The organism is Bacteroides sp. RTP21281st1_H5_RTP21281_210402 (assembly GCF_040918965.1).
In the GTDB taxonomy this organism is placed as follows: domain Bacteria; phylum Bacteroidota; class Bacteroidia; order Bacteroidales; family Bacteroidaceae; genus Bacteroides; species Bacteroides congonensis.
Genome location: NZ_JBCOWR010000001.1, coordinates 63103 through 80651 on the forward strand (window position 1 = coordinate 63103; position 17549 = coordinate 80651).

The window sequence follows — 17549 nt, forward strand, 5'->3', positions numbered from 1 at the left end:
GCCCGGCGGGTTACATCGGGCTACGTAGGATTAAGAAGGGATAAAGGGGAATAAAAACGGGCATTACTGTTTTGAAGGGCCAAGATACAAAAATGGCAGCATGAACTTCGGATTCATGCTGCCATTCCTGCAAGTGCTTATCATCAGATATTTTCAATTTCTTCTACGGAAAGTCCGGAAGCCTGAGAGATAGTGTCGGCGGGAACCCCTAATTTCTTAAGGTTACGGGCAATTTCCCGGCTCTTTTTCTCCATGCCTTTTTCCATACCTTTTTCCATACCTTTCTCCATACCTTTCTCCATACCTTCCTCTATCCCTCTCTCCAGTCCTTTTCGCCAGCCTTTTTCTTCCGCGAACGAGATGGTAGCCAGTTGGTCACGAAACACTTTGATACTCTCATCGTATTTCATGCGTTCTTCTTTAGTCAGGGAAGCAATGTCCACAATCTTCTCCAACTTTTCGAAGACCGATTTTCGTGCCTTGAAAGGCATTCTTTTCAATGTGTCCATATTCTTCAATACATAAATCCAACGTTCAAAATCAGTTTCACATTCCGATTCCTCTTTGTGAAAAGAAGGAAGCTCGATAAAGATAAAACGTAACTTATCCGAAAATGTTTCATGCGTATCACGATCAGCCAATACCACGTCCGTCCGGAGTTTGTGCGGAGCGTCCGCCAGACAGAAGTTCAGGAAAAACACGCCATATACCGCTTTCAAGTCAAACTGCCAATGAGCGCCCCGTTCTCCTTGTCGGGCAATAGTATGAGACAAGTAAAAAAGAGCCCGCTCCTTGAAATTCGTCTGCTGTTTGTTCTGCATCTCCACAATGAACTGTTCACCGCTCTCTGTCGTGCAATAAATGTCGTAAATAACTCCGCGGTCACCCATGTATTCAGGAAGCAGTTCCTTATCCAAAAAGGTTATATCCGTGATACTCTTCTCGTTTACAAGCAGACCGTTCAAGAAATCAATCAGCAAGTCTTTCGTTATTTCCTGCCCGAATATTTTCTTAAAGCCTACATCCGTGAACGGATTGATAAATTTTCCCATTTTCTTTGTTTTACGTTTGTATAGACCGGAATGCATCCAGTCTATACAAAGATACTATATTTTTCAAAGTGAGCGGTTTCTTTTCCTTTTTTTAACTCCTATCCATTCCTTTTCAACCTTCCCTAATGTTTCCGACTTCCCTCAAATGAAATGGCCCGAAACTTGCACAACTCAGTAAAAATGCGTAACTTTATAGCTGGTAAATACAAACTCAATCCTCATTATCAATGAAAGCAAAACCCGAAAACCTTCCCGAACAGGAAGAAGAAAAAACATTCCAATACCGCAGCTATGGAAAAGGCGAACTTGCCGCATTATATCTCCCCTATATCAAGCAGCAGAGCGCGGTAGCCCGCTTCAACGAATGGATAGACGCTGCTCCGGGACTGAAAGATCGCCTGCTCGCCACCGGCATGAATCCACAGAGCAGACGCTACACTCCCGCACAGGTACGGCTCATCGTGGAAGTGCTCGAAGAGCCGTAATTTAGTGGTTAACGGAGTAGTGCTTAGTAATTGACAGGCGACGCAATTGGTGCGCAAACTCATGCCACTGGGGGTATAATCATTAATTCCGTTAATCACTAGTCACTACCCCCGTTAACCACTATTCAAACAGCTCCTTTTCCGGCAACCAGCAGGAATTGTCGAAGACAGTATTCCGTGCACGCTGGTCGACAGGTACGGCGGGGTCATGAGACTCTTCGCAAGGGAGATACCGCCCGCTGACGGGGTCGTAGACGAAAGCAGCCACACCGCCCGTTCCGAGATGCTTGAATTTCACCTTATCCACATATACGCGGGTGATGCCGATTTCCTTGTCGCGCTCGACGACGATTCCGTAATCAGCCTTGTTGTAAAAATCCGCGGTACCGTTGATGTCATACATTTCCACACGCGGAGTGACGCCCGTTGCAGGGTTGCGGTTCATCTTGCGCGGATGGGCGACGACTATCAGCAGGCAATTGTTCTGAGTAGCAAATTCGGTGAACTTATTCAACAAGTTGGAGAGATATTGCGTCTCCGACTGCCCCGGCTTGGGGTCGTGGTCGAAGCGGTTGAACGGGTCGAAGACGAAGATGCGGCAGCCACGGCGCACGACGAGTTCACGGGCTTTGGCTATCACACGCTCGGGAGTGGCATCGCCTTTGAGGGAAATATGCGAGACGTTCTCCGTCAGAAACTCTTCGGAACGTGCCAGAAGGCTTTCCGTCATGCCGCAGCCGTTCTGGAAGCGGTGGGCGGTGAGCTTCTCGATCAGTTTGCGGAGATGGTAGGCGATAGGGACATTCTCCGGACTGAAAAAACCAATCTTCCATTGATGCCGCAGGCAGAGACGCAGCACCAGTTCGTCCACCCATTCGGACTTTCCCGCGCCGGGGATGCCGGTGACAATGACGACGCGGCGGCGCTCGTAGGTACAGATTTTATCCATCTCTTCCCAACCGGTTTCCGCGCCGGGGCCGAAGCCGTTGTCGAACAGGGCACGCAAGTCGCCGTGCAGGTCGGCGGCGGTGAAGATGCCTTCCAGCGGCACTTCCGCCGCTTGTCCGATGGCGATGCGGAGACTTTCGATTCCATATTTGACGAGATGTTCGTTGGCGTCCTTGCAGCCGGGGCCGTACGTGACGATACGGCAGCGTTCGGCGCCCATGCGGTTGACAAGCTCGTCACGCAGGCGGATTCCGGCCGAATCGGTGTCTACGGCGATAATGATTTCTTTCAAGTCCTCGAAATGGGTTTCCATGAAACGGTCGAGCCACGAGAGATTGGAGTTGGCGCCCGCAGGAACGGAGATGACGCTTTCAAATCCGGCAGCGATGGAAGAGGCGGCATCCAGTTCGCCTTCGTGGATGATGCAGGACGTCTGCCCTACGACGGAGTCGATGTTGTAGGGAATCAGTTCGGCTCCCTGCACCATTTTGAAATGCTTCTTGCCGCTGCGGAATTTCGTGTTCACGAGTTGCCCGCCCTCGAAGTAGTTGAAGCAGACGCAACGCTCCTTCGCGGCGGACTCCGGCATAAATTCTTCCTGTTCCGTGATGCGCAGCGCGGCTATGACGGACTGCGGGATGCAGCGCGTTTCGACCAGCCAACGTTCCGTGGCTTCGGACAGCGTGGTCTTCGAAGCGTCAAACACCGGACGACGGAAATGCTGCGGAACGGCTGCCGCACGACGCTGGCGGGCTGCACGGCGTTCTGCCTTCTCTCGTTCTTCATTGTCGTCGGGGACGTAGAAGTCGGCCCCGCAATGGTAGCAGTGGCAATGTCCGGTGTCGATATTGACACGCAGCGAACGGTCGCGCTTGTTATGCCGCGTAGGGAGACATTGATTACAGATTGTCTTGATAACTCCACTCGTGCGATGACGTACATCGACTTGGTGACTGGCAAAATTTCTCATAATTTTTGTTTTACTTTTTTAGATTGAATACTTCATTACAGTTTTAATGATAATTTATAGTCGATAGTATCCACTTCCCCTCCTTCCGGGAAGGAGGGGTGCCCAAAGGGCGGGGTGGTAGGTGCGCCTATTTGTTTTCATACTAAGTTATCTATGCCAGATGCACTCACCTACCACCTCCCCCTACGGGGACTCCTCCTTCCAGAAGGAGGAGAATAGAGTTACTACCGACTTATTAGTCATCACCTTACTGTGTACCAAGTTATTTTTTAAGCAATATTTAATCTGTTTTATTTAATCTGCGTGAATCTGCGTAATCTGTGGTGAAATATAAATTCCCATTTCAGCACCGGAATGAACTAAATGATAATTTTAATTTAGGCACGGATTACACGGATTACACGGTTTTTAGAATGATGATTGCATAAAGCAACAGCGTAATCCGTGTCATCCGGACGTGGGGTGAGTACCTGCCGGACGTGGGGCGAGAAACCTTCGTGCGTGGGGCGGACAAGCCCCGGACGCAGGCTGAAGGACATCCATCCCCCGTCCGGCGAAGGATGAAAGCCGGACTCAGTGCACCCACCTCTTGCGCACGTCGTCCCACACTGCCGAGCTGTCCGGCCGCGGTGGCGCGTCGTCCGGAATGACATGTCCCAGATACGTCCGCTGCCCGCCGGCTATGCTCTCAAACCGGTTCATATTCCCGCTATCCCTCTCCTTGAGCTCCTGTAGCAATACATCGCGCAACCTGCCGCAAGTGGGAGAACCTGCCGCGACATAGTTGGAGAAATAACGCCGCACATCCTCAAGAAACAGCAGTTCGCCCCCCTTGCCGTAGAGCCGGATATGGTTCTTGAACAGCATGATGACCTGTTGCTGATGCTCAAGAAAAAGCAGCCCCAAGCCCGAATGCTGTCCCGCCAGCTCCATGTACGTCCGTGAAGCGGCAAGCTCGTCCACCAGTTTCTCCCATGGAAGCACCTGTTGCAACGGACGTCCGCCGGCCTTTTCCGCCGGAACAATCCTCATACCAGCGGCAGCAACAGCAGCAGTTTCCCGTTTTCCGCCGGTATTGCTACTGTTGTTCACAACAGGAGTAATACTCTTGTTCTCTTCTCCTCTCTTCTCTTGGGTTTCATTCGGTTTTTGCCCCTTGCTGGCGGGCGTTTCAGCGCTTTTCACAACCTTCTTCGGGCGACCGCCTTTTTTGCCGTTTTCGGCATTCAGCCGCCACTTCGCTTCCAGGTTTTTCATCACCTTGTCCAGGTAAGGAGCACGAAACGTCTGCCGCTCCTCATCCACCTCGAAAAGGTTGAATTCGCGGAGCACGCGTCCTATCAAATCCAAGTCCATATCATAGCGCCTGGCAAGCGCCTGCAACGGCAGCAGCTTGCACGAGGCTTCGTAATTGTCCTTCGTACGCAGATGCAACAGCAGCATCACGTAAATTCCGAGGGCTTCCGCAGCCCCCAACTCCAACATCATGCCGGCAATATTGTCGTCACTCAATAAATTTACCTCCAAATTGAAATACTGGTCTTTTTTCATCGCGACAGCTAAGTGTTTAAAATTCAACATGTAAATCTTTCGGCCGCAAAGGTGTGGAATATTTTATATACCATCGGTCGCATATCTGCGACATGCCGAATCTTATTTTATCGGAACTTTGCATCATTATTTACAAATAACCATTCCTATAATGAAACAAAAATGCAATCATACACTCGCTGAAATAGAAGAAAACAATATCGTAGACCGGATATACAACAACCAGATCCTATTGATAAAAGAATTGCTTCATGCATCCGGATTGACAACCGAAGACCTGTGCGTACATCTCGACATAGACAAATCCACCTTCTACAGATGGTATCAGAACAATCATCCTGTCAGAATAGACTCCCACACATACATACACGCCTGCATCTTCCTCCAACAGCATATGGCAGAACACAAAATCCCTTTTACGGAAGAAATAATCAAGCTGATAGAAGATACAGAACTATTCTGCCCTCATCCAATAATGTCCTGACATGAATTTAGACAGGAAAAAAAGATAGAATTATCATATCTTTTCATACCTTTGTGGCAAAGCTCAGTTTATTAAGGCTCAGAAAAAAACATGAATGACAGTGAAGAAACAAGCAGTCCGGCGATAAAAGCACTTATTGTATTCAGAGAAGATGGGGACACAGACAATCTGTTCGTCCCCATCTTGTGCGATGCCATTCGTGCGGGCGGCATCGACGTGCGATGTTCAACAAAGGAATTCTGGGAATCGGACAAGACTTATGACATCATCCACTTCCAATGGCCGGAAGAAGTGGTGGGCTGGACGTGCGACGACTCCGGCATCATCCGCCGGCTCGAAGAACGGATCCGCTTCTTCCGCTCGCGGGGGGCACATTTCATCTATACGCGCCACAATGTACGACCGCATGATGCCAATGAGGTTATCAGCCGGGCGTATGACATCATCGAATCGCAAAGCGATGTCGTGGTGCATATGGGGCGGTTCAGCCGCGACGAGTTTGCCGCCAGGTATCCCGGCAGCCGGAATGTCGTGATTCCACATCACATTTATCAATATACCTATCAGGAGAATATCAGCGTAGAGCGTGCACGCCAATACCTGCGGCTTCCGCAGGAAGCGTTCGTTGTCACTTGTATCGGGAAATTCCGCAACCGCGAAGAAAGACGCATGACACTGGATGCATTCCGCGCCTGGGACGAGCCGCGCAAATTACTGTCAGCCCCACGTTTCCACCCTTTTTCCCGACACGACAGCTACGGGCGGAACTTTCTGAAACGATGGGCGTCAAGAGCCGGATATTATCTGCTGATGCCGCTACTCAACCGTGCGCTGAAGCTGAAAGCCGGTGCCGGTGACGAACGGATAGACGACTGTGACCTGCCTTATTACATTGCCGCCTCGGACGTGCTGCTGATTCAGCAAAAGGACATATTGAATTCGGCCGACGTGCCTCTCGCGTTCCTCTTCCGTAAAGTCATTATCGGGCCCGATTGCGGAAATATCGGCGGGGTGTTGAAAAGTACAGGGAATCCTACTTTCCACCCCGGCAGGAAAGAAGACATCATATGGGCACTGGAAGAAGGCAGGCGCCTGTCCGTCCGGGGAAAAGGAGAAATGAACTATGCGTATGCCATGGAAAACATGTGTGTAAGCAAAGTGGGTAAACAATATGCCGCACTCTACAAAGAGCTGGCAAACAGGGCATGATACGGGAAAGTATCCGTCAGCGCCATAAAAATTACAGAAAGCATGGAAAACAAGAATATAAAAGTCAGCGTTGTCATCCCTGTTTACAATACTGAAAAATATGTCCGGGAAGCGGTGGAAAGCATTATGCGCCAAAGCCTGAAAGAGTTGGAAATCATCATTATCAACGACGGGTCTACCGACGGAAGTCTCCATATAGCAGAAGAACTGAAAAGCGCGGACAACCGTATCAAAATATACTCGCAGGCAAACCAGGGACTATCAATGGCACGCAATGCCGGTATCTTACATGCTCACGGTACATATATTTATTTCATGGACAGTGACGACCTGTTGGAAAAAGACGCCATGCAACTGTGCTACCGCAAATGTGAGGAAGAAAAGCTTGATTTCGTTTTCTTCGACGCGCAAAGTTTTTTTGACGGCAACCTGAAGAATGCTCCTTCACTAAGTTACAATCGCACGGACAAACTGGAAGATAGAACCTATACCGGGGATGAAGCGCTCAAGACACAGTTGGAAAACCGGGAATATACCCCTTCGGCGTGCCTGAACTTTATCCGCCGGAGTTTTCTAGAGAAAAACGGGTTGCGGTTTTATCCCGGCATCGTGCACGAAGACCAGCTGTTCACCACCCTGCTTTACCTGCAAGCCGGAAAAACCGCCTGCATCAAGCGGACATTTTTCCAACGGCGCATGAGAGAAAACTCTATCATGACAGGCAAGTTCACCAACCGGAACATCGAGGGATATCTTACCGTCACACGGGAAATACTCGATTTCAAAAAGCGGACAGTGGAACGCAAAAACGGAGCAATCATCGACCTGTATCTCTCGCAGATGCTCGATGCCGCCATGTGGCAGGCACATACGCTCAGATTGCCGGAACGGCTCAGACTGGCATGGCTATGCCTGCACAAGTACCGGAAATATGTGTCGGCAAGGACAATAGGGACGCTATTATTCAAGTCACTGCTTACTAACCGTTAATAACAACAATCTTAAATAATGAGTTAAAACAATAACCATTAACAATGAGTTAAGAATAACAACTATCAACAATGACAAACAATATCAAAGGACAACTCTTCTCCGGAGTATTTTACACCGCACTCGCCAAGTACAGCGGCGTCATCATCTCGCTTGTGGTGGCAGGCGTACTGGCACGCCTGCTCTCGCCGGACGACTTCGGAGTGGTGGCCATCGCTTCCGTGATTATCGCGTTTTTCAACCTTTTCACCGACATGGGGGTGTCCCCTGCCATCGTGCAGCATAAGTCGCTGACCAAAGAGGAACTGTCGGACATCTTCTCGTTCACGGTGTGGACGGGCATCGGTATCAGTGTGCTGTTCTTTGCCGCGTCATGGCTCATCGCCGACTATTACGGGAGCGAAATCCTGCGCACGCTGTGCCAACTGCTCTCCGTCAACCTGCTTTTCGCTTCCGCCACCATCGTGCCCGGAGCGCTGTTCTACCGCAACAAGGAGTTCAAGTTTATCGCCATCCGCAGCTTCGTCATACAACTGTCCGGCGGTGCAGCAGCCGTGACCGCAGCCCTCTGCGGGGCGGGACTGTATGCACTGATTATCAACCCGATACTTTCCAGCGTCCTGATATTCGCCATCTCCTACCAGCGTTATCCGCAGCGGTTGCGCTTCACGTTGGGACTGACGCCGCTACGGAAGATTTTCTCCTACTCCGCCTACCAGTTCCTGTTCAACGTCATCAATTATTTCAGCCGCAATCTGGACAAACTGCTGATTGGCAAATACATGGGTATGTCCCCCCTCGGATATTACGAAAAATCCTACCGCCTGATGATGCTTCCCCTGCAAAACATCACGCAAGTCATCACGCCCGTGATGCACCCCATTTTCAGCGATTTCCAGAACGACAAAGGAAAACTGGCCGGCTCTTACGAACGCATTGTCCGCTTCCTTGCGTTCATCGGCCTGCCGCTCAGCGTGTTGCTTTTCTTTACGGCGGAAGAGGTGACGCTGATTATCTTCGGCGACCAATGGTTGCCGTCCGTACCCGTATTCCGGATACTGGCGCTTTCGGTCGGGATACAGATTATCCTTTCCTCGTCCGGCTCCATCTTTCAGGCGGCAGGCGACACACGCAGCCTGTTCGTCTGCGGCGTGTTCTCGTCCACACTCAATGTAGCGGGGATACTGCTCGGAATCTTCCATTTCGGCACACTGACAGCGGTAGCCGCCTGCATCGTGGTGACGTTCACCATCAATTTCGCGCAGTGCTACTGGCAGATGTACCGGGTGACTTTCCGGCAGAGCGCGTGGCCGTTCATACGTCAGCTTATTTCGCCGCTCGTAGTCAGCCTGCTGATGGCGGCGGCACTCGTCCCCATGCAATGGGCGATGGAAGGTATGAACATATTTTTTACAATTATAGCCAAAAGTATCGTTAGTTTTATTATCTTTGGCATTTATATACAAGCCACGCATGAGTACGACATCATTGGAAAAGTGCGGAACGTGGCGGGTAAGAGAAAATAGAAGACAGAATAGGCAATATTTATAGAGACTGATTGATAAGAATGAAAGCTTTGTTCCTTATTTTCCACGGCTTCGACAAAGCCAACGGAATTAGTAAGAAAATACATTACCAGGTGAAAGCCCTCAAAGAATGTGGGGTGGATGTCCGCCTGTGTTATTATGATATCACCGCTACCGGCGAACGGCGTTGGATGGTAGACGACGAAGTAATCGCCGATTTCGGCACGGGAACGACGGCAAAAGTATGGAAACGTATATACTACTCGCCTATTGCGGACTACGCACGCCGCGAAAATATCAATCTTGTCTATATCCGTTCGCATCACAATGCCAATCCTTTCACCCTGAATCTGGTGAAGCATCTGAAACGCACCGGAGCCAAAGTGGTGATGGAAATCCCGACGTATCCTTACGATCAGGAATACTCCTCACTGTCAATGAAATTTCACCTGGTAATCGACCGCTGCTTCCGTCGCCAACTATCAAGGCATCTGGACGGTATTGTCACATTCTCCAATGCGGAAACTATTTTCGGCGGAAAAACGATACGTATCTCCAACGGGATAGACTTTGACGCTATCCCCATAAAACAGGGCCGGAATGACACTTCACACGAGCTACACCTCATCGGTGTGGCAGAGGTACATTATTGGCATGGTTTCGACCGGCTGGTAAACGGACTGGCCGAATACTACCGGACTAATCCTGAATATAAGGTTTATTTTCATATCGTGGGCCCTCTGTCCGGCGAACGGGAACGGAAAGAAATCCTGCCTGTCATCCGTGACAATCACCTGGAACCGTATGTTATTTTACACGGCCCTCTGCACAGCGAAAAACTAAACGCGCAATTTGAAAAAGCAGACTTTGCCATCGGCAGTCTGGGACGCCACCGAAGCGGCATCACTTATATCAAAACATTGAAAAACCGTGAATATGCCGCGCGGGGACTTGCTTTCATGTATTCGGAAAACGATGAGGATTTTGACTCCATGCCTTATGTGTGGAAAGTGCCCGCAGACGAATCGCTAATCGACATCCCCCGACTGATTGATTTCCAACGGAATCAATCTATGACTCCCGCGGAAATCCGTGAATCCGTCCGCCCGCTCTCATGGAAAGCGCAAATGCAAAAGGTCATCGACAAAGTGGGTGTCTCCATATAGGGCAGGTATTTTTTTAGTAGTTATAGAACAAACAATATATTGATAAAACAATGAAAATAGCTTATTGTATCCCTGCACTCTACTATCCCAGCGGCATGGAACGGGTGCTGACACTGAAAGCGAATTATTTTGCCGAAGTGTTCGGTTACGAAATACATATCATCATGACGGAAGGCAAAGACCGGAAGCCATATTATGACCTGCACCCGTCCATCATCCTTCACCAGCTTGACATCGACTACGACCAACTGAACGGAATGCCGCTTTACAAAAGGCTTCCGAAATATATCGTCAAGCAAGGGCTTTTCAAGAGGAAACTGAACGAATGCCTGCATCAGATCAAGCCGGACATCACCATCTCCCTGCTCCGCCGCGACATCAACTTTATCAACAGCATGACGGACGGCAGCGTGAAACTGGGCGAGATACATTTCAACAAGTCCAATTACAGGGATTTCAGCAACAGCCGCCTGCCCGCCTTCATGCGGGCTATCGCAAGGCGGTACTGGAGAGCGCAATTGTACCGCCAGCTCCGCCAACTGGAACGCTTCATCGTGCTGAGCCACGAGGACGCGCGCGAATGGACGGAACTGTCGAACGTGGAAGTGATTCACAACCCGCTTCCTTTCTTTCCGGACAAGGTTTCCGACGGGAACAGCAAACAGGTGATTGCCGTCGGGCGTTACGTCCCGCAGAAAGGGTTCGACCGGCTGATTCCCGCCTGGCAAATCGTAGCCCGGAAGCACCCGGACTGGGTGTTGCGCATCTACGGGGACGGGATGCGCGAACAACTTCAGCAGCAGATTGACTCGCTGGGAATCACGGATAGCTGTATCCTCGAACCTACCGTGCCGGACATTGTCAACAAATATTGCGAGAGTTCCATATTCGCCCTGTCGTCCCGCTTCGAAGGGTTCGGAATGGTCATCATCGAAGCGATGGCATGCGGCGTGCCGCCCGTCTCGTTCACGTGTCCTTGCGGGCCGAGGGATATTATCGACGACGGAAAGGACGGCTTGCTGGTGGAAGACGGAAATATAGAAGAACTGGCCGGGAAGATTTCGTATCTGATCGAGCATGAGGATATACGCAAAGAGATGGGACGGCAAGGACGAATCGACGTCCGGCGGTTCCGGATAGAAAATATAGCCGGGCAATGGAAACGACTGTTCGAGAGTCTTGTCCCGGCATCTGATAACAAATAAAGCATCCAATGTCTATGAAATGGTATTCCAAGTATTTACAGGTATACGAAAAACCTTTTGCGGAAGCCCCGCAGTCCGTTATCGAAGAGGTGCGCCGCAATCTCGCAGGATTGCAGAGCAAGGAACCGCTCGTCACGGTGTCCCTCATCGGATACAATGAAGAAAAGCATCTGCTTGCCTGCCTCTGGTCGCTGAGCGAGATGCAGTGCAAATATCCCGTAGAAATCATCGGTGTGGATAACGAATCGAAAGACCGCACGGCGGAAATCTATGAGGCATGCGGAGTGCCTTATTTCACGGAAACACGGCATAGTTGCGGCTTTGCCCGTCTCTGCGGATTAAATCATGCGCGGGGCAAATATCATATTAATATTGATTCTGACACCATGTATCCGCCGAGGTATGTCGAAACGATGGTGGATGCGCTTGAAAAGCCCGGTGTAGTAGCTGTCAGCTCACTGTGGAGCTACATTCCGGACAAGGAGCATCCCTGGCTGGGACTGAAATTTTATGAAGCAACGCGCGACCTGCATTTATGGTTGCAATCTTTTAAACGTCCTGAACTTAGTGTACGCGGGCTCGTGTTTGCCTACCGCACGGACTTTGCACGAGAAACGGGGATTCGCACGGATATTATCCGGGGTGAGGACGGGTATCTGGCTCTGCAACTGAAGGCGTACGGGAAAATCGCTTTTGTACGCAAAAGACGGGCAAGGGCTGTGACCGGATATGGCACTGTGGGGGCTGACGGTTCGTTGTTCGATAGTTTCAGGGTGCGTGTCGTCAGCAGGCTGAAAGGTATCGGCGGGCTTTTCACGAAAAAGAAGGAGTATAAGGATGAGGACAGTAATCTTGTAGCAAAGAAAAAATAGAAAGATGAATGATTGAAACGAATTGAATAATATCCATTTAAACAAATAATACGACCATGAACGATACCCTTACTCTTTGGCTTGAAATTATATTTTGGTTTGCCCTGTTCATCGTGTTCTATACGTATCTGGGCTACGGGATTGTGCTGTATATTCTGGTCAAGCTGAAAGAGCTTTTCGTGAAGCCGGTGAGGTACTCGCTGCCATCGGCTGACGGGGAACTGCCGGAAGTGACGCTCTTCATCACTGCCTTCAACGAGGAAGATGTGGTGGACGAGAAGATGGAGAACAGTCTTGAGCTCGATTATCCGGCGGACAAGCTGCATATCGTCTGGGTGACGGACGGCAGCGATGACGGTACGAATGAGCGTTTGCAGACTCGCTGGGCAGGAAAGGCGACGGTGTATTTCCAACCGTTGCGACAGGGAAAGACGGCAGCAATGACACGAGGAATGGCGCTTGTGGATACGCCGCTCGTAGTCTTTACGGATGCCAATACGATGGTGAACCGCGAAGCGATACGGGAGATCGTGCTTGCTTTTCAGAATCCGAAAGTGGGTTGTGTGGCAGGTGAGAAACGGATTGCCGTGCAGACGAAGGACGGGGCGGCTGCCGGTGGCGAAGGGATTTACTGGAAGTATGAGTCGACATTGAAGGCGTTGGATGCACGGTTGTATTCGGCCGTGGGGGCTGCGGGAGAGCTGTTTGCCGTACGCCGGGAGTTGTTCGAGGCAATGGAGCCGGACACGTTGCTGGATGATTTTATTCTTTCGTTGAGGATTACGATGAAGGGATACACGATTGCTTATTGTACCAATGCGTATGCCATCGAGAGCGGGTCGGCGGATATGCGGGAAGAAGAGAAGAGGAAGGTGCGCATTGCTGCGGGCGGGTTGCAGTCTATCTGGCGGTTGCGCCCGTTGCTGAATCCTTTCAAGTACGGGGTGTTGAGCTTTCAATATACGTCGCACCGGGTGTTGCGGTGGTCGGTCACGCCGTTTCTGCTGTTCGCACTGCTCCCGCTCAATGTGGCGATTTTATTACTGGGTGGCTCACCGGTATTTTACGGGATGTTGCTCGGGTTGCAGGTTCTCTTCTATATTTTAGGGTATTGGGGGTATTACCTGTCTACCAAGCAGATAAAGAACAAGTTGCTTTTTATTCCGTATTATTTCCTTTTCATGAATGTCAATGTGTTGAAAGGGATACGGTATCTGAGAAAGAAGAAAGGCAGCGGGGCTTGGGAAAAGGCGAAGCGGGCGGAGAAGTAGAAACAAATCAAAAAAAAGAAAACAGACATGGACAGAACATTACATGATGCAAGTAATGCACAGAGAATATTGGAACTGACAGCGGATACGATGCTATTAGTGGACAGGAATGGCGTCTGCGTGGACATCGCGCCCCAATGTGACACATGGTTTCTGCAGGAAGATGTACTTTTAGGGAAGAATATATTCAAACTTCTGCCGGAATATACACGGGAGAGGGTAATGCCAGTCTTCCGGGAAGTGCTTGAAGAGCAAAGAAGTATCAGCAAGAATTTCAAGCTGGTACTGAGGGGAGAGACGTATTATTTTAAATGTCTGATGTATCCTTATGACGACATGGTGCTCTGCCAGTATCGGGACATCACACAAAGAAGTAACGTAAAACGCAAACTGGAACATACGAACCGCACGCTGCGGGAGATTCAGAAAGTGGCGCAAATCGGGCAATGGACGTATAATACGAATGAGAATGTCTTTCATTATCAAGGTTACACGGGTGTACTGGCGAAAGAGGAAGTGCAGCATATCTCGTTTGACAAGTACAAGGAACTGATTGTGAAAGAAGACCAGCATATGTTTGTGGAATGGTGCAACAGGAACCTGAAGGATTTCTACACGGAAAGTATCAGTTACCGTATCCGCCTGGACGGGAAGATTTTTTATATGACTATCCAGACATATCTGCGCGAACAACTGCCGGACGGTAGCCTGAATCTTGAGGGATATATACAGAATATTACGGATATACAGCTCCGGAGAAATGACATAAATACACTGACTCATGCCATCAACAACGCGAAAGAGAGTATCTTTGCCGCAAAACCCGACGGCACGATTATCTTTGCCAACCGTCGCTTCCTTCACAATCACGGCATCGCGGAGAACAAGGACATCAGTCAGTTGAAAATATACAACATCGCCGCAGACTTACCTACGCAAGAGGCGTGGCACACCCGCTGCAAAGACATTACGGATGGCGGTGAGAGCAATTTTATCGCGCATCATCCGTCGAAAATCAACAAGGACATATTGGCGTATGAATGTACGATGTACAAGGTCACCAATGATTCGGGAGAAGATAGTTACTGGTCGTTCGCGCACGATATCTCGGAACGGATGAGGTATGAGGCTCAAATCAAACGCCTTAACCTGATTATGGATACCACTATTAATAATCTTCCCGCAGGGATTGTAGTGAAGGAAATTAATAATGATTTCCGGTATATCTACCGGAATCGTGAATCGTACAACCGGGATGTCTTCAACGATTCCTCTATCGGAATGAATGACTTCGACTATTATCCGTTCATCGTGGCAGAGAAGAAGCGGCAGGAAGATATTCAGGTGGCCAGTACCGGAAAAGGGATGCACTGGACGGCGGAAGGCAAGGACAGGAACGGGAACCTGATTATCCTCGACAAACGGAAGATACGGGTGGACGGCGACGAACTCTCCTCTCCTATTATCGTCAGCATCGAATGGGATGTCACGGAACTGGAAATAATGAAGCGGGAACTCATGTCGTCCAAAGAGAAAGCGGAAAAATCTGACAACCTGAAATCGGCTTTCCTAGCCAATATGAGCCATGAGATACGTACTCCGCTGAATGCGATTGTCGGTTTCTCGCATCTGATAGCCGAAAGTGACGACGCGGAAGAGAGAAAGACGTATTACAATATTGTAGATGCCAACAACGAACGGCTTCTGACACTGATTAACGAGATTCTCGACTTGTCGAAGATTGAATCGGGGACTATCGAGTTCTCTTACGGGCCTGTCAACCTGAACCATTTGTGCAGGGAAGTGCATGATGCGCATATCTTCCGTACTCCGCAGGGAGTGAACCTAGTTTACGAGCCTTCGGACGAGAGCCTGATGATTGAAACGGATAAGAACCGGGTATTCCAGGTGATCTCGAACCTGATAGGAAATTCGGTGAAATTCACGAAAGAAGGGAGTATCAGTTATGGATATCAACTGGTGGATAATCAGATTGTTTTCCATGTGACGGATACCGGTACGGGCATTGAACCGGAAAAGGTGGGACGTGTATTTGAACGTTTCGCCAAACTGAATCAGCATGCGCAGGGAACGGGATTAGGATTGTCTATCTGTAAGTCAATCGTCGAACGGCTCGGCGGGCAGATTTCTGTCAGTTCAGAGTATGGAGCGGGAACAACGTTTACGTTTACTTTGCCGTACAAGGCTACAAGGGTCGGGGAAAAGGATTTGCCTGCGGATGTTGAAGCGGAAAAAGATGGGGATAATGTTAAATCAGCCTGTATTTTGGTGGCAGAAGACACGGACAGTAATTTCGACTTATTGGAAGCTATTCTGGGTAAAAAGCATCGTCTTGTCCGTGCGCATGATGGTATGGAAGCGGTCACGATGTATGATGAAGTGAAACCGGATCTTATTCTGATGGATATAAAGATGCCGAATCTGGACGGGTTGGAAGCTACGAAAATCATTCGCGAACTGTCTGCGACGGTTCCTATTATTGCTCAAAGTGCTTTTGCTTATGAACAGGATCGGAAAGCGGCACAAGAAGCGGGATGTAATGATTTTATAGCTAAACCGATAGCGCATGACAAGTTAAAGGCGGTGATAAAGAAATGGTTACCACTTCCGTAAGGTGTATGACGCATAGTTATACAATGCGATACATGGATATACAACACGTTGCTTAGATTATAGTAAATAACTTATTTAATTAGATGAAAGCCTTTTACAGACTATTTTACTACATATCTATCCTGCTGACCGGTGTCTTGGCAGGTATAACAATAGTCGGTGCCTTTACAGGCAGCGCTACACCGGATAGTTTTAAATTGATGCCTTTCATCGGTTTAGGTTTGCCCATTCTTCTGTTGGCTAACCTTGCCACTGCCATTTATTGGACTGTCCGCTGGCGCTTTTGGTTTTTCATCCCTTTGATTGCTATATTCTGTAATTGGGGGTATATCAGTTGTGTTCTCCAGTTCCCTCTTTTCAGTCCGGCTTCGAAGCCAACGGTCAAAATCGGTGGATATACTCCGGGAGTTTTAACCATAGCTACTTACAACGTCGATGCTTTCAATCACGAACATACCGGATATTCATGCAAGGAAATCGCTTCTTACATGAAGAATCAGAAAGCGGATATTCTTTGTTTCCAGGAGTTTGGTATCAATGATGAATTTGGGATTGACAGTCTTTGCGTGGCTCTCGCCAATTGGCCTTATCACTATATCCCTTCATCTCCCGAAGGGATGAATCTCCTGCAACTGGCTGTTTTCAGCCGTTACCCCATCAAAGAGGAAAATCTTATTATCTATCCTGATTCCAAGAATTGTAGTCTTTGGTGCGATATTGAAATCAATGGAAAAGTGCTCCGTCTATTCAATAATCACCTCCAAACAACGGAAGTGACCCAAAACAAACGTAAACTGGAAAAGGAACTCCGCAAGGATGATACGCAACGGGCAGAGCGTGCAGCACTTACTCTTATGGACGGATTGCACGAGAATTTTCAGAAGCGTGCCGTACAGGCTAATCTTCTCAATCAACTGATTACCGCTTCCCCCTATCCTACTCTGGTTTGCGGTGACTTCAACTCGCTGCCTTCGTCTTATGTGTATCATACTGTGAAAGGTGACAAATTGCAGGATGGATTCAAGACAAGCGGGCACGGGTATATGTACACTTTCAAGTATTTCAAACATCTGCTGAGAATCGACTATATCTTACATTCACCGGAACTAAAGAGTATGGACTATTTTTCACCGGATTTGAGTTATAGTGACCATAATCCGGTGGTGATGAGGGTGAAGATGTAATA

15 protein-coding genes are annotated in these 17549 nt (G+C 49.1%); 11 read left to right on the plus strand and 4 right to left on the minus strand.

Annotated features, from left to right (window positions below):
• Positions 1-143: 143 nt before the first annotated feature.
• Positions 144-1052, minus strand: coding sequence for an Rpn family recombination-promoting nuclease/putative transposase (locus AB5443_RS00280; protein WP_368113009.1), 909 nt, complete (start codon positions 1050-1052; stop codon positions 144-146).
• A gap of 227 nt (positions 1053-1279) precedes the next feature.
• On the opposite strand from AB5443_RS00280, the gene AB5443_RS00285 reads away from it, so the two are divergent.
• Positions 1280-1537: a DUF4248 domain-containing protein gene (locus tag AB5443_RS00285; protein ID WP_368113010.1), complete on the plus strand. Its 258-nt coding sequence runs from the start codon at positions 1280-1282 to the stop codon at positions 1535-1537.
• Between the two features lie 121 nt (positions 1538-1658).
• Here AB5443_RS00285 and AB5443_RS00290 read toward each other — a convergent pair whose 3' ends face one another.
• The 3 genes from AB5443_RS00290 to AB5443_RS00300 form a co-directional block, all read right to left on the minus strand.
• Positions 1659-3455 carry a toprim domain-containing protein gene (locus tag AB5443_RS00290; RefSeq protein WP_368113011.1) on the minus strand — a complete coding sequence of 599 codons (1797 nt, stop codon included), beginning with the start codon at positions 3453-3455 and terminating at the stop codon, positions 1659-1661.
• A 377-nt stretch (positions 3456-3832) separates the two neighbouring features.
• On the minus strand, positions 3833-3994 hold the full coding sequence (locus AB5443_RS00295; RefSeq protein WP_368113012.1) for a hypothetical protein: 162 nt from the start codon (positions 3992-3994) through the stop codon (positions 3833-3835).
• A 34-nt stretch (positions 3995-4028) separates the two neighbouring features.
• A complete protein-coding gene (locus AB5443_RS00300) occupies positions 4029-5006 on the minus strand; it encodes a Lin1244/Lin1753 domain-containing protein (RefSeq protein WP_022140235.1) in 978 nt (325 codons plus the stop codon).
• Between the two features lie 151 nt (positions 5007-5157).
• On the opposite strand from AB5443_RS00300, the gene AB5443_RS00305 reads away from it, so the two are divergent.
• The 10 genes from AB5443_RS00305 (at position 5158) to AB5443_RS00350 (ending at position 17547) form a co-directional block, all read left to right on the plus strand.
• Entirely contained in the window at positions 5158-5490 is a 333-nt protein-coding gene (locus AB5443_RS00305; protein WP_073344979.1) for a helix-turn-helix domain-containing protein, read from the plus strand.
• Between the two features lie 90 nt (positions 5491-5580).
• On the plus strand, positions 5581-6699 hold the full coding sequence (locus AB5443_RS00310; protein ID WP_368113013.1) for a glycosyltransferase family 1 protein: 1119 nt from the start codon (positions 5581-5583) through the stop codon (positions 6697-6699).
• Positions 6700-6741: 42 nt separating this feature from the next.
• A complete protein-coding gene (locus tag AB5443_RS00315; RefSeq protein WP_303006327.1) occupies positions 6742-7689 on the plus strand; it encodes a glycosyltransferase in 948 nt (315 codons plus the stop codon).
• 71 nt (positions 7690-7760) lie between these two features.
• Positions 7761-9215: a lipopolysaccharide biosynthesis protein gene (locus tag AB5443_RS00320; protein ID WP_368113014.1), complete on the plus strand. Its 1455-nt coding sequence runs from the start codon at positions 7761-7763 to the stop codon at positions 9213-9215.
• A 41-nt stretch (positions 9216-9256) separates the two neighbouring features.
• A complete protein-coding gene (locus AB5443_RS00325) occupies positions 9257-10381 on the plus strand; it encodes a glycosyltransferase family 1 protein (RefSeq protein ID WP_368113015.1) in 1125 nt (374 codons plus the stop codon).
• A gap of 50 nt (positions 10382-10431) precedes the next feature.
• Positions 10432-11586: a glycosyltransferase family 4 protein gene (locus AB5443_RS00330; RefSeq protein WP_195407155.1), complete on the plus strand. Its 1155-nt coding sequence runs from the start codon at positions 10432-10434 to the stop codon at positions 11584-11586.
• Positions 11587-11600: 14 nt separating this feature from the next.
• Positions 11601-12458: a glycosyltransferase family 2 protein gene (locus AB5443_RS00335; RefSeq protein ID WP_288360556.1), complete on the plus strand. Its 858-nt coding sequence runs from the start codon at positions 11601-11603 to the stop codon at positions 12456-12458.
• Positions 12459-12514: 56 nt separating this feature from the next.
• Positions 12515-13729, plus strand: coding sequence for a glycosyltransferase family 2 protein (locus AB5443_RS00340; protein WP_368113016.1), 1215 nt, complete (start codon positions 12515-12517; stop codon positions 13727-13729).
• 27 nt (positions 13730-13756) lie between these two features.
• Complete coding sequence (locus tag AB5443_RS00345) at positions 13757-16363, plus strand: ATP-binding protein (RefSeq protein WP_368113017.1); 2607 nt, start codon at positions 13757-13759, stop codon at positions 16361-16363.
• An 83-nt stretch (positions 16364-16446) separates the two neighbouring features.
• Positions 16447-17547, plus strand: coding sequence for an endonuclease/exonuclease/phosphatase family protein (locus tag AB5443_RS00350; RefSeq protein WP_368113018.1), 1101 nt, complete (start codon positions 16447-16449; stop codon positions 17545-17547).
• Positions 17548-17549 lie beyond the last annotated feature (2 nt).

What these genes read in the sequence shown, in the direction of transcription:
- AB5443_RS00345 (WP_368113017.1), top strand. Translation starts at nt 13,757, where the DNA reads ATGGACAGAACATTACATGATGCAAGTAATGCACAGAGAATATTGGAA.
- AB5443_RS00310 (WP_368113013.1), top strand. Translation starts at nt 5,581, where the DNA reads ATGAATGACAGTGAAGAAACAAGCAGTCCGGCGATAAAAGCACTTATT.
- AB5443_RS00290 (WP_368113011.1), bottom strand. Translation starts at nt 3,455, where the DNA reads ATGAGAAATTTTGCCAGTCACCAAGTCGATGTACGTCATCGCACGAGT.
- AB5443_RS00295 (WP_368113012.1), bottom strand. Translation starts at nt 3,994, where the DNA reads ATGTCCTTCAGCCTGCGTCCGGGGCTTGTCCGCCCCACGCACGAAGGT.
- AB5443_RS00285 (WP_368113010.1), top strand. Translation starts at nt 1,280, where the DNA reads ATGAAAGCAAAACCCGAAAACCTTCCCGAACAGGAAGAAGAAAAAACA.
- AB5443_RS00300 (WP_022140235.1), bottom strand. Translation starts at nt 5,006, where the DNA reads ATGAAAAAAGACCAGTATTTCAATTTGGAGGTAAATTTATTGAGTGAC.
- AB5443_RS00280 (WP_368113009.1), bottom strand. Translation starts at nt 1,052, where the DNA reads ATGGGAAAATTTATCAATCCGTTCACGGATGTAGGCTTTAAGAAAATA.
- AB5443_RS00350 (WP_368113018.1), top strand. Translation starts at nt 16,447, where the DNA reads ATGAAAGCCTTTTACAGACTATTTTACTACATATCTATCCTGCTGACC.
- AB5443_RS00330 (WP_195407155.1), top strand. Translation starts at nt 10,432, where the DNA reads ATGAAAATAGCTTATTGTATCCCTGCACTCTACTATCCCAGCGGCATG.
- AB5443_RS00305 (WP_073344979.1), top strand. Translation starts at nt 5,158, where the DNA reads ATGAAACAAAAATGCAATCATACACTCGCTGAAATAGAAGAAAACAAT.
- AB5443_RS00315 (WP_303006327.1), top strand. Translation starts at nt 6,742, where the DNA reads ATGGAAAACAAGAATATAAAAGTCAGCGTTGTCATCCCTGTTTACAAT.
- AB5443_RS00320 (WP_368113014.1), top strand. Translation starts at nt 7,761, where the DNA reads ATGACAAACAATATCAAAGGACAACTCTTCTCCGGAGTATTTTACACC.
- AB5443_RS00340 (WP_368113016.1), top strand. Translation starts at nt 12,515, where the DNA reads ATGAACGATACCCTTACTCTTTGGCTTGAAATTATATTTTGGTTTGCC.
- AB5443_RS00335 (WP_288360556.1), top strand. Translation starts at nt 11,601, where the DNA reads ATGAAATGGTATTCCAAGTATTTACAGGTATACGAAAAACCTTTTGCG.
- AB5443_RS00325 (WP_368113015.1), top strand. Translation starts at nt 9,257, where the DNA reads ATGAAAGCTTTGTTCCTTATTTTCCACGGCTTCGACAAAGCCAACGGA.